We start from the raw sequence: 14,961 nt of genomic DNA, 5'->3' as shown, positions 1-14,961 counted from the left end.
TGGCGTCTAGTCCGCGATATACCACGCCTTGTCAGTAACTGTGCCCTGCAGCGGTACATCCCAGCTCGCCTGAGCCAATCGTTGAACCTTCTGACATTCATGGGCCAGGCCCAGCAGCGTTGGTTTGCGCCAGTTTTTGCGGCGCGCCAGATACGCCAGGCTTCGGTCGTAGAAGCCGCCGCCCATCCCCAGGCGTCCGCCGACATCATCAAACCCCACCAACGGCAGCAACACCAGATCCAGCGCCCAGACCTTGCGTTGCCGGGCGAGGTTATGCCGTGGTTCGGGAATGCGGAAACGGTTGGGTTTGAGCTTTTCGCCGGGACGAATCCGCTGGAACACCATTTTGGTTCGCGGCCAGGCGCTGAGTACCGGCAGGTACGTGGCCTTGCCCCGACGTTGCGCGGCACGCATCAGCAGGCGCGGATCGATTTCACCGTCGGTGGGCAGGTACAGGGAGATGTGTTTTGCGCGGCGGAACAGCGGGTGCCGGGCCAATTGTTTATACAGCCCGCGAGCAGCCTCGCGCTGCTGACTGGGAGTCAGTGAGCGGCGGGCGTTGCGCAGCATGCGTCGAAGTTGCGGTCGGGGCAGCAGCGCAGGTTCGGTCATGGATTCAGGCTTCAGAAGTGCGAGTACTAAAAGCGTACCCGTAAACATGCCGATGCCGGTATTAAAACCGGCATCGGATTGAAATCAGGCTCCCCGGATGAACCGCTGCTGACTTAGCCCTTGAACCCGAAAGTTCAAGGTGGAAGATGCAGTAGGCTTTAAGGCTTTCCGTCTAGCGGACATGCACACCAGCCCAACGTGCAACCTCCAGGGTAGTGCGAATCGGCTCAGGGACGTGGTCAACTGGCAAGCACCCCAGGGAGTGATGCGAGTATAACTCAAGCGGCCAGGCGAATCAGCCCTTGGTGACATCCGGATCGGTCGACAGCGCCAGATCGACGCGGTCCAGCAGGTCGCGAACCTGTTCCCGGGTCGAACCGCTGACCTGCACATCCGGACGATCTTCCTTGTGCAGAAGATCGTGCGTGATGTTCAGCGCGGCCATCACGGCAATGCGGTCGGCGCCGATGACTTTGCCGCTGCTGCGGATCTCGCGCATCTTGCCGTCCAGGTAGCGGGCAGCGCTGATCAGGTTGCTGCGCTCTTCCTGGGGGCAGATGATCGAATATTCTTTGTCGAGGATCTGCACGGTAACGCTATTGCTTGAACTCATGAGTCTTGCTCCAGGGCCTTGAGGCGCGAAATCATCGATTCGACCTTACGCCGGGCGATTTCATTTTTTTCAATGAGGTGCGCGCGTTCCTCGCGCCAGGTCTTTTCCTGAGCTAGTAAGAGTGCGTTTTGACTCTTTAGTTGCTCGACTCGGGTAATCAGCAGCTCGAGTCTGGCCATCAGCGCTTGCAGGTCGGTGTCTTCCATTGTGTCCACGTGTTCGTCTGATGGGAGGTAGCTGGCGGACAGCCTTTAATAGTCTTGGCGAGTCTGTCGATGTAGGATACAAGGCCTTCATTCTAGACATAGCGCCGTCTGGCGCCTAGCTACCCATGCCCATTCAGAATTCTCCGTACCAAGCCTTCGCCACCCTGCTGAGCACCAGCGGCCATCCCGTCTCGCCTGCCGAGCTACACGGCCTGCTGCTCGGCCGCAGTTGCGCCGGTGCCGGTTTCGATGCCGACAGCTGGCTGGCAGACGCCGCCGAGCTGCTCGAAGGCGAGCCGCAAGACAACGTTCGCAACGCCTTGATCGGCCTGCAGGAAATGGTCAAGGGCGAGCTTACCAGCGACGACATGACCGTTGTTCTGCTGCTGCCGAGCGACGACGCGCCGCTCACCGAGCGCGCGGCCGCGCTGGGCCAGTGGTGCCAGGGCTTCCTCACCGGCTTCGGTCTGACCCGTCGCGAATATGCCCTCAGCGCTGAAGCGACTGAAGTGCTGCAGGATCTGGCCGCCATTTCTCAGGTGCAAGACGCCCTGGAAGAGTCCGATGACGGCGAAAGCGACTACATGGAAGTCATGGAGTACCTGCGCGTCGCACCGTTGCTGCTGTTCACTGAAACCAAGAAAACCGACGAAGCAGCCGCCAAACCGTCGTTGCATTAATCGCGAGCCAGGAAAAGCCATCTGCCCATGATTCATATCCCGAAATCGGAATACAGCCGTCGCCGCAAGGCCTTGATGGCGCAGATGGAACCCAACAGCATCGCCATCCTGCCCGCCGCCGCGGTTGCCATTCGCAACCGTGACGTCGAGCACGTTTACCGTCAGGACAGCGACTTCCAGTATCTCAGCGGCTTTCCCGAGCCTCAGGCCGTTATCGTTTTGATTCCCGGTCGCGAACATGGCGAGTACATCCTGTTCTGCCGTGAACGCAATGCCGAGCGAGAGCTGTGGGACGGCCTGCGCGCCGGCCAGGAAGGCGCGATCCGCGACTTCGGCGCCGACGACGCTTTTCCCATCACCGACATCGACGACATCCTGCCGGGCCTGATCGAAGGCCGCGACCGGGTGTATTCGGCCATGGGCAGCAACCCGGAATTCGATCGGCACCTGATGGACTGGATCAACGTGATCCGCTCCAAGGCGAATCTCGGTGCCCAGCCGCCGAACGAATTCGTTGCCCTGGATCATCTGTTGCACGACATGCGCCTGTATAAATCGGCGGCAGAAGTGAAGGTGATGCGCGAAGCCGCGCGGATTTCCGCTCAGGCCCATATCCGGGCGATGCAGGCCAGCCGTGCCGGTTTGCATGAGTTCAGCCTCGAAGCCGAACTCGATTACGAATTCCGCAAGGGCGGGGCGAAGATGCCGGCCTACGGTTCGATCGTCGCCGCCGGGCGCAACAGCTGCATCCTGCATTACCAGCAGAATGACGCGGTGCTCAAGGACGGCGATCTGGTGCTGATCGATGCTGGTTGCGAGATCGACTGCTACGCCAGCGACATCACCCGCACCTGGCCGGTCAACGGCAAGTATTCACCGGAACAGAAGGCGATCTACGAGCTGGTGCTGGCTTCCCAGGAAGCGGCGTTTGCCGAAATCGCACCGAACAAACACTGGAATCAGGCGCACGAAGCCACGGTTCGGGTCATTACCACGGGCCTTGTGAAGTTGGGTCTGTTGCAGGGCGACGTCGATGAACTGATCGCCAGCGAAGCCTACAAGGCGTTTTACATGCACCGTGCCGGCCACTGGCTGGGCATGGATGTGCATGACGTCGGCGAGTACAAGGTCGGCGGTGAATGGCGCGTGCTGGAAGTCGGCATGGCGCTGACGGTCGAGCCGGGCATCTACATTGCCCCGGACAACCAGAACGTGGCGAAGAAATGGCGCGGCATTGGCGTGCGCATCGAGGACGACGTGGTGGTCACCAAAACCGGTTGTGAAATCCTGACGAACGGCGTGCCGAAAACGGTCGCCGAGATCGAGGCCTTGATGGCCGCCGCACGGACACAAGCGGCATGAGTCGAGTCAATCTGGCAATCATCGGCGGTGGCCTGGTTGGCGCGAGCCTGGCGTTGGCGTTGCAGGCCGGGGCCAAGGCCCGTGGCTGGAAGATCGTACTGATCGAACCCTTTGCCCCCGGCGACACGTACCAACCGAGCTATGACGCTCGCTCTTCGGCGCTGTCGTTCGGCGCCCGACAGATTTATCAGCGGTTGGGCGTGTGGCAGGAAATCTCCCTCCGCGCCGAGCCGATCAAGCAAATTCATGTCTCCGACCGTGGGCGTTTTTCCACGGCGCGGCTGTCGGCGATGGAAGAGGGCGTTCCGGCACTGGGTTATGTGGTGGAAAACGCCTGGCTCGGCCAATGCCTCTGGCACAGTCTGGACAAGGACGTGATCAGCTGGCGTTGCCCGGCGGAGGTCACCGGCATGGAACCGCTGACCGACGGCTATCGCCTGACGCTCAACGATGAAACCCTGGTGGAATGCGATCTCGCGGTGTTGGCCGATGGCGGCCGTTCGGGCCTGCGTGAACAGCTGGGCATCGGCATCAAGAAACGCCCGTACAACCAGAGCGCGCTGATCGCCAACATCACCCCGAGCGAAGCGCACAACGGCATGGCCTTCGAACGCTTTACCGACGATGGCCCGATGGCCTTGCTGCCGCTGCCGGAAAACCGCTGCGCCCTGGTCTGGACCCGTCTGGGGATGGACGCGCAACGGTTGGCGGCCCTTGATGACCGCAGCTTTCTCAGCGAGTTGCAGGGCGTGTTCGGCTATCGCCTCGGCACGCTGAAACAGGTCGGCGCCCGCAATTTGTATCCGCTGTCGCTGATCGAAGCCGAGGAACAAGTCCGCCCGCATCTGGCGATCCTCGGCAACGCCGCGCACAGCCTGCATCCGATTGCCGGGCAGGGCTTCAATCTGTCCCTGCGCGATGCCCAGGCCTTGGCCGACACCTTGTTGAGTAGTGAGACTGCGCTTGGCGATTTCACCACCTTGCAGGCTTACCGTGAGCGTCAGCGGATGGATCAGAACCTGACCGTGGGTTTCTCCGATCAGGTCACCCGGTTGTTCGGCAGCACTCAGCCGCTGGTTTCCCTGGGGCGCAACATCGGCCTGCTCGGTCTCGATCTGCTGCCGCCGGCCAAGCGCTGGTTCGCCCGACAGGCCATGGGCCTGGGTACGCGTCCTGATGTTTAAGCGGGCACACCTGCACGTCGAGATTCATGACTGCGCGAGCACTTCGGTGACGCGCGTCGAGAAACCCCTTTACCTGCGGCTCAAGCCGCAAACGAGACAGGCCTAAAGCATGGAAATGCGCGCAGATCTGCTGATTGTCGGGGCCGGAATGGTCGGCAGCGCCCTGGCGCTGGCGTTACAAAACAGCGGGCTCGAAGTCCTGCTGCTGGACGGCAGCCCCCTGAGCGTCAAACCCTTCGATGGCCAGGCGCCGTTCGAGCCACGGGTAAGCGCCTTGTCGGCGGCCAGCCAGCGAATACTCGAACGCCTGGGCGTCTGGGACGGCATCGTCAACCGGCGCAGCAGCCCCTACACCGACATGCACGTCTGGGACGGCAGCGGCACCGGGCAAATCCATTTCTCGGCGACCAGCGTACATGCTGAGGCGCTCGGGCATATCGTCGAGAACCGCGTGGTTCAGGACGCCTTGCTCGACCGGCTGCACGACTGCGACCTCGGGATGCTGGCCAATGCGCGTCTGGAGCAGATGCGCCGCTCCGGTGACGACTGGCTGCTGACCCTGGCCGATGGCCGCACCTTGCGGGCACCGTTGGTGATCGCGGCGGATGGCGCCAACTCGGCGGTGCGGCGCCTGACCGGCGTTGCGACTCGCGAGTGGGATTACATGCACCACGCGATCGTCACCAGTGTGCGCAGCGCCAAACCGCATCAAATGACTGCGTGGCAGCGTTTCACCGACAACGGCCCGCTGGCGTTTCTGCCACTGGAACGGGACGGCCAGCAGGATTGGTGCTCGATCGTCTGGTCGACCACGCCGAGCGAAGCCGAACGTCTGATGGCACTGGACGACGAAGGCTTCTGCAAGGAGCTGGAGCGGGCCTTTGAAGGCTGCCTCGGCACGGTGCTCAGTGCTGACCCGCGTCTGTGCGTGCCGCTGCGTCAGCGTCATGCCAAGCGTTACGTGGCTGAAGGCCTGGCGTTGATCGGCGATGCGGCCCACACCATCCATCCGCTGGCCGGGCAGGGCGTGAACCTCGGTTTCCTCGATGCCGCGGTATTGGCCGAAGTGCTGCTGCAAGCGGCCGCGCGCGGTGAGCGGTTGGCGGATGTGAAAGTGCTCAGTCGCTACGAGCGTCGGCGCATGCCCCATAACCTGGCGTTGATGGCGGCGATGGAAGGGTTCGAGCGCTTGTTCCAGGCCGATCCGTTGCCGGTGCGCTGGTTGCGCAATGCCGGGTTGAAGATGGTCGACCAGATGCCCGAGGCCAAGGCGTTGTTCGTGCGCGAAGCGCTTGGGTTGATTGGGGATCTGCCGGCGTTGGCCAAGGCCTGATTACCCCAATAGGAGCAGCCTTCGGCAGCTCCTATTGCAACATCCGGTAACTCCTCCGCCCACTGTTCGATTGAGAAGCGAAATGTGAGTCCTTATCATTTGGCCTCACTTCACATTCGAGAGACCGCTTCCATGTTGGCACCCAAGCGTCTACTGACTGCACTGGCCCTGACCCTGATAGGCAGCACCGCCGTCCAGGCCGCCGACGAGGTGGTGGTTTACTCCTCGCGTATCGATGAGCTGATCAAACCGGTCTTCGATGCCTACACCCAGAAAACCGGCGTACAGGTGAAGTTCATCACCGACAAGGAAGCGCCGTTGATGCAGCGGATCAAGGCCGAGGGCGAAAACGCCACCGCCGACCTGTTGCTGACCGTCGATGCCGGCAACCTCTGGCAGGCCGAGCAGATGGGCATCCTCCAGCCATTCACGTCCAAGGTGATCGACGCCAACATTCCGCTGCAATACCGCGCGTCCTCCCATGCCTGGACCGGCCTGAGCCTGCGGGCGCGGACCATTGCCTACTCCACCGACCGGGTGAAACCCGGTGAGCTGACCACCTACGAGGCGCTGGCCGACAAACAGTGGGAAGGCCGCCTGTGCCTGCGCACGGCGAAGAAGGTCTACAACCAGTCCCTGACCGCCACGATGATCGAAGTCCATGGCGCCGAGAAAACCGAGAAGATCCTCAAAGGCTGGGTCAACAACCTGTCCACCGACGTGTTCTCCGACGACATCGCCGTGCTGGAGGCGATCAACGCCGGTCAGTGCGACGTCGGCATCGTCAACACTTACTACTATGGCCGCCTGCACAAACAGAAGCCGGACCTGCCGGTGAAACTGTTCTGGCCGAATCAGGGCGACCGTGGCGTGCACGTCAACCTGTCGGGTATCGGCCTGACCAAACACGCACCGCACCCGGAAGCCGCCAAGGCGTTGGTGGAGTGGATGACCACACCTGATGCGCAGAAGATTTTCGCTGACATAAACCAGGAGTTCCCGGCCAACCCTGCCGTTCCGCCTTCGGCTGAAGTCGCGAGTTGGGGCAAGTTTGTCGCCGATACCTTGCCAGTGGAAATCGCCGGCAAGCGTCAGGCTGAAGCGATCCGGATGATGGATCGGGTCGGCTGGAACTGAGTCTGTCGATATACTGCGCCACCGAATGAAGTGGAGGCGTCCCTGCCGGCCTGATCGTTCCAACGCTCTGCGTGGGAATGCATCCACCGACGCTCTGCGTAGAGGCGTGACGCAGAGCGTCACAAGAGGTGTGCCCACGCAGAGCGTGGGCACAATCATTTAAACGAGAACTTTCCTTGGCCCACCCCGCCCAACGCCGCTGGTATCCCCTGGTCTTCGCCATTGCTGCGCTGGTCCTGCTGCCCCTGAGCGTTCTGCTTCTCTCCTGGCAAACCATCGATCAGCAGATCTGGTCCCACCTGTGGGATACACAAATGCCGCGGCTGCTGGGCAATACCCTCACGCTGGTCGTGGGCGTTGGCTTCGGCGTAACGCTGCTGGGCGTCAGCCTGGCCTGGCTCACCAGCCTCTGTGAGTTCCCGGGGCGGCGGTGGCTGGACTGGGCGTTGATGCTGCCGTTCGCGATTCCTGCCTACGTGCTGGCCTTCGTCTTCGTCGGCCTGCTGGATTTCGCCGGCCCGGTGCAAACCGTGCTGCGCGAATGGTTCGGCAGTGGTCTGAGGCTGCCGCGAGTGCGTTCCACCGGCGGCGTGATTCTGGTGCTGGTGCTGGTTTTCTATCCCTACGTTTACCTGTTGGCGCGCACCGCATTCCTGGCCCAGGGCAAAGGCCTGATGGAAGCGGCGCGAGTCCTTGGGCAATCTCCGTGGCAGGCGTTCTGGCGAGTGGCGTTGCCCATGGCACGTCCGGCGATCGGCGCGGGGGTGGCGTTGGCGCTGATGGAAACCCTGGCGGATTTCGGTGCGGTGTCGGTGTTCAACTTCGATACGTTCACCACCGCTATCTACAAGACCTGGTACGGCTTTTTCAGTCTCTCCACCGCCGCGCAACTGGCCAGCCTGCTGCTGTTAGTGGTGATGGTCGTGCTGTATGGCGAGCGCCGGGCTCGGGGAGCCAACCGGGCGGGCAACGAACGGCCGCGGGTCAAGGCGCTGTATCACCTGCATGGGGTCAAGGCGCTGGCGGCGATGAGCTGGTGTGGTCTGGTGTTCGCCTGCGCCTTCGTCATTCCCGTGCTGCAACTGCTGGTGTGGTTCTGGCAACGCGGGCGCTTCGATCTGGACGAACGTTATGCCGGGTTGATCGTGCACACCCTGTATCTGGGTGGCATGGCGGCGTTGATCACTGTCAGCGTCGCTCTGTTGCTGGCCTTCGCCCGTCGATTGGCACCGACCCGGGCGATCCGTTCCGGCATCAGCCTGGCCAACCTCGGCTACGCACTGCCGGGCTCGGTGTTGGCGGTGTCGATCATGCTGGCGTTCAGTTACCTGGATCGCGAACTGGTGATTCCGCTGTCGGGCTGGCTTGGCGGCGCGGGCAAACCGCTGCTGCTGGGCAGTCTGTCGGCGTTATTGCTGGCCTATCTGGTGCGATTCATTGCTGTGGCTTATGGGCCGCTGGAAAGCAGCCTGGCGCGAATACGGCCCTCTTTGCCCGAAGCAGCACGTAGCCTTGGCGTCAGTGGGCCACGACTGTTTTTCAAAGTGTATCTGCCGCTGCTGCTGCCGGGCACGTTGAGCGCTGCGTTGCTGGTGTTTGTCGACGTGCTCAAGGAAATGCCCGCGACCCTGCTGATGCGCCCGTTCGGCTGGGACACGCTGGCGGTGCGGATCTTTGAAATGACCAGCGAAGGTGAGTGGGCCAGGGCCTCGTTGCCTGCACTGACTCTGGTTTTGGTCGGGCTGTTGCCGGTCATCGGATTAATCAGAAGATCGGCGCATCGAAACGGCTAGGTGTCAGTCCTACACCTTGCGGCTACAATGCGCGGCATTCGGTGCGGTCCGTCTTTCAGACCGGGTTGCTGAAATCGGCTGAAAGCCTTTATTTCAAGGCATTTCACCCCGTACAGCGGCTGTCCGCACCTTCGCCACGCCCGGAAGGAGAAACCCATGGGACAGCGCACGCCTCTGTATGACCTTCATCTCGCCCTCGGCGCGAAGATGGTCGATTTTGGCGGTTGGGATATGCCTCTGCATTACGGCTCGCAGGTCGAGGAACACCATCAGGTGCGCCGCGATTGCGGGGTTTTCGATGTATCCCACATGACCGTGATCGATGTCGACGGCCCCCAGGCCAAGGCCTGGCTGCAGTATTTGCTGGCCAATGACGTCGAACGCCTGCACAGCCCCGGCCGTGCCTTGTACAGCGCCATGCTCAACGAGCACGGCGGTATCGTCGACGACATGATCGTCTATCGCCTCGATGACGGCTATCGGCTGGTGGTCAACGCCTCCACCCGCAATCAGGACCTGGCCTGGATGCAGGCTCATCTCGCCGACTTCAATGCGCAGCTCAACGAGAATGTGCAGCTCAACGAGCGCTCCGAGCTGGCGATGCTGGCCATTCAAGGACCTCACGCCCGGCACAAGATTGCCGAGCTGGTGACTCAGTCCCGCGGCACGTTGATCCAGCAACTCAAACCTTTCGAAGGTCAGGCCGACGGTGACTGGTTCATCGCACGCACCGGTTACACCGGTGAGGACGGTCTGGAAATTGTGCTGCCGGCCGATCAGGCGCCGGGCTTCTTCAACGATCTGGTGGGCGCGGGCATTTCCCCGATTGGCCTGGGGGCGCGCGATACCTTGCGGGTCGAAGCCGGCATGAACCTCTACGGTCAGGATATTCATCAAGACGTTTCGCCATTGGCCTCCAATATGGCCTGGAGCATTGCCTGGGAACCGGTCACGCGCCAGTTCATCGGCCGCACCGCCCTGGAGGCCGAGCAGGCCGCTGGCGTGCAGCACAAACTGGTCGGTCTGGTCCTTGAGGAACGTGGGGTTCTGCGGGCTCATCAGGTGGTTCGCATCGCCGATGTTGGCGAAGGGGAGATCACCAGTGGTAGTTTCTCTCCTACGCTTAGCAAGTCGATTGCACTGGCGCGCGTGCCGGCGGCCACCGCCGACCGCGCTGAAGTGGAAATCCGTGGCAAGTGGTACCCGGTTCGAGTGGTCAAGCCGACCTTCGTACGCCACGGCAAAACCTTGATCTAACCTTTTTGGGCGGGCAATGACCGCCGACATTTTTCTTGAGGACACAGAACATGAGCGAAATCCCTGTCGACCTGCGTTTTGCCGAAAGTCACGAATGGGCCCGTCTAGACCATGATGGCGGCGTGAAAGTGGGTATTTCAGACCATGCTCAGGAAGCCTTGGGTGATGTGGTGTTCGTCGAACTGCCGGAAATCGGCAGAGTGTTCGCTGCCGGTGAGGCTGCGGGTGTCGTCGAGTCCGTCAAGGCCGCGTCGGATATCTACTCGCCAGTCTCCGGTACCGTCATTGCCGTCAACGAAGAGTTGGCCGACAGCCCGGAACTGGTCAACAGCGCGCCCTATGACAGCTGGTTCTTCAAGATCGAGCCAAGCGATACCTCTGAGCTGGACAAGCTGCTCGACCCGATGGCCTACAAGGCCGCCATCGGCGAGTAATGCTCGCCCCGTAGGAGCTGCCGCAGGCTGCGATCTTTTGATCCTGTTTCTAAAATCAAAAGATCGCAGCCTTCGGCAGCTCCTACAAAGGCCGTATCAAGTTCGAATCAAGGCCGCAAGACAGCTTTCACCGCGGCCACCGAACGCTCGACATCCGCTTTATCCATGGCCGTAAACATCGGCAGCGAGACGATCAGTCGTCCGACCCGCTCGGCGACCGGGAACATGCCTTCCTTGAACCCGCGTTCGCGGTAAAGACTCAGCAGGTGGATCGGCGGGTAGTGATAGCCGATACCAACGCCCAGTGCCTGCATCTGCTCCATGAAAGTGGCCCGTGCCGGTTTGCCATCCTGGCGTTCCGGGAGCACCAGTTGGAACAAATGCCAATTGCTGTTCTCGAAATCCGCCGGGGGCAGTTGAGCACCGTATTGCGCTTCGAAGTCCTCGCCAAAGCAGGCGAAGTAATGTTTGGCCAGCTCACGACGATGAGCAGTGATCGCCTCGAGGTGGGCAAATTGCCCCAGGCCAATGGCTGCCGCGACATCGGTCATGTTGAACTTGCCGCCCAGCACATCAACGTCCAGCCCATCGAAACCGCTGCGGGTGACGCCCTGCAACCGGTACTTTTCCGCCAATCGCACTTCATCGGCATTGTTCAGCACCAGGCAACCGCCCTCTGAGCAGGTGACGTTCTTGTTCGCCTGGAAACTGAAGGACACGAAATCGCCAGTCGAACCGATGCGTTGTCCGTTCCAGCTCGAACCCAATGCTTGGGCAGCATCTTCCACCACTCGCAAACCATGCTTTTTTGCAATCGCGTAAAGGCGTGTCATGTCCACGGGCAGTCCCGCGAGAAACACCGGGATGATGGCTTTGGTGCGCGGGGTGATGGCCGCTTCCAGTTGATCCAGGTCGATATTGCGGGTGACCGGGTCGATGTCGGCAAACACCGGCGTGGCGCCAACTTCCAGGATCACGTTGGCGGTGGCCACCCAGGAGATTGGCGTGGTGATCACTTCATCCCCCGGCCCGACGCCGGCAATACGCAATGCGATTTCCATGGTGCAGGTGCCGGAATTGAACGTACGCACCGGGCGCCCGCCGAAATATTCCGAGAGTTGCGCTTCAAAAGCCTGAACCTTGGGGCCGCTGGTAATCCAGCCCGAGCGCAGCACATCGCCGACAGCGGCAATCGTGGCTTCATCGATGGTGGGTTTGGAGAAAGGCAGGAAAGACAATTGGCTCATAAATATAGACACCCGATCAGCGAACGTTTGTAGGCGCCGAGGATGATGATACGGATTGTCCAATAGCGCCACGCCATCCGTGCGGATATCGACTGCTATGCTGGTTTGACCGAGTTGCATCGACGCTGAGCGCCAGTCAAGAGAGAGCCCGTCATGTCCCAGTTGCCGTCCTTGAGTCAGTTACGCGACCCCAATGCCTTCCTGCGCCGCCATCTCGGGCCCGATGCCGCCGAGCAGCAGGCGATGCTCGACAGTCTCGGCCTTGGCAGCCGCGTCGAGTTGATTGAGCAGACGGTGCCGCCGGGAATCCGCCTCAACCGACCGCTGGACCTGCCGCCCGCCCTCGACGAAGAAGCCGCGCTGGCCAAACTGCGTAGCTACGCCGAACAGAACCAGGTCTGGACCAGCCTGATCGGCATGGGTTATCACGGCACCCTCACACCGGCCGTCATCCTGCGCAACGTGCTGGAAAATCCCGGTTGGTACACCGCTTACACGCCTTATCAACCGGAGATCGCCCAAGGCCGGCTCGAAGCGTTGCTGAATTTCCAGCAGCTGACCATCGACCTGACCGGCCTGGAACTGGCCAACGCCTCGCTGCTGGATGAAGCCACGGCGGCAGCCGAGGCCATGGCGCTGGCCAAGCGTGTCGCCAAGTCCAGAAGCAATCTGTTTTTCGTCGACGAAAATTGCCACCCGCAGACGATTTCCGTGGTGCAGGCCCGGGCCGAAGGGTTCGGTTTCGACCTGGTCATCGACGCTGTGGATAACTTGAAACAGCACCAGGTGTTCGGCGCGCTGCTGCAATATCCCGGCACCCATGGCGACGTTCGCGATCTGCGTCCGCTGATTGATCATCTGCATGCCCAGCAAGCCCTGGCCTGCGTCGCCACCGATCTGCTGAGCCTGCTGTTATTGACTCCGCCGGGAGAGTTGGGCGCCGATGTGGTGTTCGGTTCATCCCAGCGCTTCGGCGTGCCCATGGGTTACGGCGGCCCGCACGCGGCGTTTTTTGCCAGTCGCGACGAATACAAACGGGCGATTCCCGGGCGGATCATCGGCGTGTCGAAAGATGCTCGCGGCAACGTGGCCCTGCGCATGGCCCTGCAAACCCGCGAGCAACATATTCGCCGGGAGAAAGCCAACTCGAACATCTGCACCGCCCAGGTGTTGTTGGCCAATATCGCCAGTTTCTATGCGGTCTACCATGGCCCGGAAGGGCTCAAGAATATTGCCCAGCGCGTCCATCGGCTGACCTGCATCCTCGCCGCCGGCCTGGAACGCCATGGCGTTACACGTGTGAACCAACACTTCTTCGACACCCTGACCCTGGAGGTCGGTGGCACTCAGACCGCGATCATCGAAAGTGCCCAGGCGGCGCAGATCAACTTGCGCATTCTCGGCCGTGGGCAGTTGGGCCTGAGCCTCGACGAAATCAGTGACGAAACCACCGTGGCGAAACTGTTCGATGTGTTTCTCGGTGTCGATCATGGGCTCAGCGTCGACGAACTGGATGCCGAGGCTCTGGTGTCCGGCATTCCTGCAGAATTGCAGCGCAGTACGCCTTATCTGCGTCATCCGGTGTTCAATGCTCATCACAGTGAAACCGAAATGCTGCGTTACTTGAAGCAGCTGGAAAACAAAGACCTGGCGCTCAATCAATCGATGATCCCGCTGGGCTCCTGCACCATGAAGCTCAATGCAACCAGCGAGATGATCCCGATCACCTGGCCGCAGTTCGCCGACCTGCACCCGTTCGTGCCGAAAGAGCAGGTGATGGGTTATTCCCTGATGATCGAGGAACTGGAACGCTGGCTCTGCGCGATCACCGGTTTCGATGCGATCTGCATGCAACCCAACTCGGGCGCTCAGGGCGAGTACGCCGGGCTACTGGCGATCCGCAAATATCACCAGAGCCGTCATCAGGGCGCACGGGATATCTGCCTGATCCCGTCTTCGGCCCACGGCACCAACCCGGCCTCGGCGCAAATGGCCGGGATGCGGGTGGTGATCGTCGAGTGCGACGAGGCGGGTAATGTCGATCTGGAAGACCTGAAAGAAAAGGCCATAGAGGCGGGGGAAAAACTTGCCTGCCTGATGGCAACTTATCCTTCGACCCATGGGGTTTACGAGGAAGGCATCAGCGAGATCTGTGAAGTTATCCACAGCCATGGCGGTCAGGTGTACATGGATGGCGCCAACCTCAACGCGCAGGTTGGATTGGCGCGGCCGGCGGACATCGGTGCCGACGTGTCGCACATGAACCTGCACAAAACGTTCTGCATTCCCCACGGCGGTGGTGGACCGGGGATGGGCCCGATCGGTGTCCGGGCGCACCTGGCGCCGTTTGTTGCCAATCACCCGGTGGTGCCGATCGATGGCCCGCTGCCGGGGAACGGCGCGGTGAGCGCAGCCCCTTGGGGCAGTGCAAGCATTCTGCCAATCAGCTGGATGTACATCGCGATGATGGGGCCGCAGCTGGCGGATGCGAGTGAGGTGGCGATCCTCGCCGCGAATTACCTGGCGCAGCATTTGTCCGGGGCGTTCCCGGTGCTCTACACCGGGCGCAACGAGCGAGTGGCCCACGAATGCATCCTCGACTTGCGGCCGCTCAAGGCGCTGACCGGGATCAGCGAAGAAGACGTTGCCAAACGGCTGATGGACTACGGTTTCCATGCGCCGACCATGTCATTCCCGGTGCCGGGGACCTTGATGGTCGAACCGACCGAGAGTGAATCGAAGGCGGAACTGGACCGTTTTATCGATGCGATGCTGAGCATTCGCGCGGAGATCAACGAGGTGCAGAACGGCAACTGGCCGGCCGAGGACAACCCGCTGAAGCGTTCGCCGCATACCCTGGCCGACATCACCGGTGTCTGGGAGCGGCCGTACAGCATCGAGCAGGCGGTGACGCCGGATGCTCACACCAAGGCCCATAAGTACTGGCCGGTGGTGAACCGTGTGGACAATGTCTACGGCGACCGCAATCTGTTTTGCGCGTGTGTGCCGGTGGATGAATACCGCTGAAATAGCTGTCCCTGTAGGAGCGAGGCTTGCCCGCGAAGAGGCCATAACATTCAACATCGCCTTCGCGGGCAAGCCT

General features: G+C 61.4%; 13 protein-coding genes and 1 other RNA gene. 9 read left to right on the top strand and 5 right to left on the bottom strand.

Annotated features, from left to right (window positions below):
• Window positions 1-6: 6 nt before the first annotated feature.
• From AC1RO5_RS04865 to AC1RO5_RS04850, 4 genes are all read right to left on the bottom strand, one after another.
• A complete protein-coding gene (locus AC1RO5_RS04865) occupies window positions 7-612 on the bottom strand; it encodes a 5-formyltetrahydrofolate cyclo-ligase (protein ID WP_493173256.1) in 606 nt (201 codons plus the stop codon).
• Between the two features lie 86 nt (window positions 613-698).
• Window positions 699-877: non-coding RNA, 6S RNA (ssrS, locus tag AC1RO5_RS04860), on the bottom strand.
• Between the two features lie 30 nt (window positions 878-907).
• Window positions 908-1,225, bottom strand: coding sequence for a cell division protein ZapA (locus AC1RO5_RS04855; protein ID WP_477812420.1), 318 nt, complete (start codon window positions 1,223-1,225; stop codon window positions 908-910).
• Complete coding sequence (locus tag AC1RO5_RS04850) at window positions 1,222-1,431, bottom strand: TIGR02449 family protein (RefSeq protein WP_007940359.1); 210 nt, start codon at window positions 1,429-1,431, stop codon at window positions 1,222-1,224. The genes AC1RO5_RS04855 and AC1RO5_RS04850 overlap by 4 nt, the downstream gene beginning before the upstream one ends.
• A gap of 125 nt (window positions 1,432-1,556) precedes the next feature.
• Between AC1RO5_RS04850 and AC1RO5_RS04845 the strand changes: the two genes are divergently transcribed.
• The 8 genes from AC1RO5_RS04845 (at window position 1,557) to gcvH (ending at window position 10,611) form a co-directional block, all read left to right on the top strand.
• Window positions 1,557-2,111 (top strand): YecA/YgfB family protein, encoded by a 555-nt coding sequence (locus AC1RO5_RS04845; protein WP_007940361.1) that lies wholly within the window; start codon window positions 1,557-1,559, stop codon window positions 2,109-2,111.
• Between the two features lie 27 nt (window positions 2,112-2,138).
• Window positions 2,139-3,473, top strand: a complete 1,335-nt coding sequence (pepP, locus tag AC1RO5_RS04840) for a Xaa-Pro aminopeptidase (RefSeq protein WP_477746141.1) — start codon at window positions 2,139-2,141, stop codon at window positions 3,471-3,473.
• Entirely contained in the window at window positions 3,470-4,657 is a 1,188-nt protein-coding gene (gene ubiH, locus AC1RO5_RS04835; protein ID WP_493173253.1) for a 2-octaprenyl-6-methoxyphenyl hydroxylase, read from the top strand. The genes pepP and ubiH overlap by 4 nt, the downstream gene beginning before the upstream one ends.
• 115 nt (window positions 4,658-4,772) lie before the next feature.
• The gene (locus tag AC1RO5_RS04830) at window positions 4,773-5,990 is read left to right on the top strand and encodes a 2-octaprenyl-3-methyl-6-methoxy-1,4-benzoquinol hydroxylase (RefSeq protein ID WP_493173829.1); all 1,218 of its coding nucleotides are present in this window, start codon (window positions 4,773-4,775) and stop codon (window positions 5,988-5,990) included.
• 132 nt (window positions 5,991-6,122) lie between these two features.
• Complete coding sequence (locus AC1RO5_RS04825) at window positions 6,123-7,127, top strand: extracellular solute-binding protein (RefSeq protein WP_493173251.1); 1,005 nt, start codon at window positions 6,123-6,125, stop codon at window positions 7,125-7,127.
• A gap of 176 nt (window positions 7,128-7,303) precedes the next feature.
• Window positions 7,304-8,920, top strand: a complete 1,617-nt coding sequence (locus tag AC1RO5_RS04820) for an ABC transporter permease (protein WP_493173249.1) — start codon at window positions 7,304-7,306, stop codon at window positions 8,918-8,920.
• A 156-nt stretch (window positions 8,921-9,076) separates the two neighbouring features.
• Window positions 9,077-10,177: a glycine cleavage system aminomethyltransferase GcvT gene (gene gcvT / locus AC1RO5_RS04815; protein ID WP_493173247.1), complete on the top strand. Its 1,101-nt coding sequence runs from the start codon at window positions 9,077-9,079 to the stop codon at window positions 10,175-10,177.
• Window positions 10,178-10,227: 50 nt separating this feature from the next.
• The gene (gene gcvH, locus AC1RO5_RS04810) at window positions 10,228-10,611 is read left to right on the top strand and encodes a glycine cleavage system protein GcvH (RefSeq protein ID WP_493173245.1); all 384 of its coding nucleotides are present in this window, start codon (window positions 10,228-10,230) and stop codon (window positions 10,609-10,611) included.
• Window positions 10,612-10,718: 107 nt separating this feature from the next.
• Here the strand turns inward: gcvH and AC1RO5_RS04805 are convergent, their stop codons facing one another.
• A complete protein-coding gene (locus tag AC1RO5_RS04805; RefSeq protein ID WP_493173243.1) occupies window positions 10,719-11,858 on the bottom strand; it encodes a DegT/DnrJ/EryC1/StrS family aminotransferase in 1,140 nt (379 codons plus the stop codon).
• A gap of 153 nt (window positions 11,859-12,011) precedes the next feature.
• On the opposite strand from AC1RO5_RS04805, the gene gcvP reads away from it, so the two are divergent.
• Window positions 12,012-14,885 (top strand): aminomethyl-transferring glycine dehydrogenase, encoded by a 2,874-nt coding sequence (gene gcvP / locus AC1RO5_RS04800; RefSeq protein WP_493173241.1) that lies wholly within the window; start codon window positions 12,012-12,014, stop codon window positions 14,883-14,885.
• Window positions 14,886-14,961: the final 76 nt, after the last annotated feature.

Source organism: Pseudomonas sp. GW822-FHT02G04, from assembly GCF_058802085.1.
This window is presented reverse-complemented; position numbering and strand designations above follow the sequence as displayed.

Coding starts and splice junctions, on each gene's coding strand:
- gcvH (WP_493173245.1), top strand. CDS start 10,228: ATGAGCGAAATCCCTGTCGACCTGCGTTTTGCCGAAAGTCACGAATGG.
- AC1RO5_RS04805 (WP_493173243.1), bottom strand. CDS start 11,858: ATGAGCCAATTGTCTTTCCTGCCTTTCTCCAAACCCACCATCGATGAA.
- AC1RO5_RS04830 (WP_493173829.1), top strand. CDS start 4,773: ATGCGCGCAGATCTGCTGATTGTCGGGGCCGGAATGGTCGGCAGCGCC.
- gcvP (WP_493173241.1), top strand. CDS start 12,012: ATGTCCCAGTTGCCGTCCTTGAGTCAGTTACGCGACCCCAATGCCTTC.
- AC1RO5_RS04845 (WP_007940361.1), top strand. CDS start 1,557: ATGCCCATTCAGAATTCTCCGTACCAAGCCTTCGCCACCCTGCTGAGC.
- gcvT (WP_493173247.1), top strand. CDS start 9,077: ATGGGACAGCGCACGCCTCTGTATGACCTTCATCTCGCCCTCGGCGCG.
- AC1RO5_RS04825 (WP_493173251.1), top strand. CDS start 6,123: ATGTTGGCACCCAAGCGTCTACTGACTGCACTGGCCCTGACCCTGATA.
- AC1RO5_RS04850 (WP_007940359.1), bottom strand. CDS start 1,431: ATGGAAGACACCGACCTGCAAGCGCTGATGGCCAGACTCGAGCTGCTG.
- AC1RO5_RS04855 (WP_477812420.1), bottom strand. CDS start 1,225: ATGAGTTCAAGCAATAGCGTTACCGTGCAGATCCTCGACAAAGAATAT.
- pepP (WP_477746141.1), top strand. CDS start 2,139: ATGATTCATATCCCGAAATCGGAATACAGCCGTCGCCGCAAGGCCTTG.
- ubiH (WP_493173253.1), top strand. CDS start 3,470: ATGAGTCGAGTCAATCTGGCAATCATCGGCGGTGGCCTGGTTGGCGCG.
- AC1RO5_RS04865 (WP_493173256.1), bottom strand. CDS start 612: ATGACCGAACCTGCGCTGCTGCCCCGACCGCAACTTCGACGCATGCTG.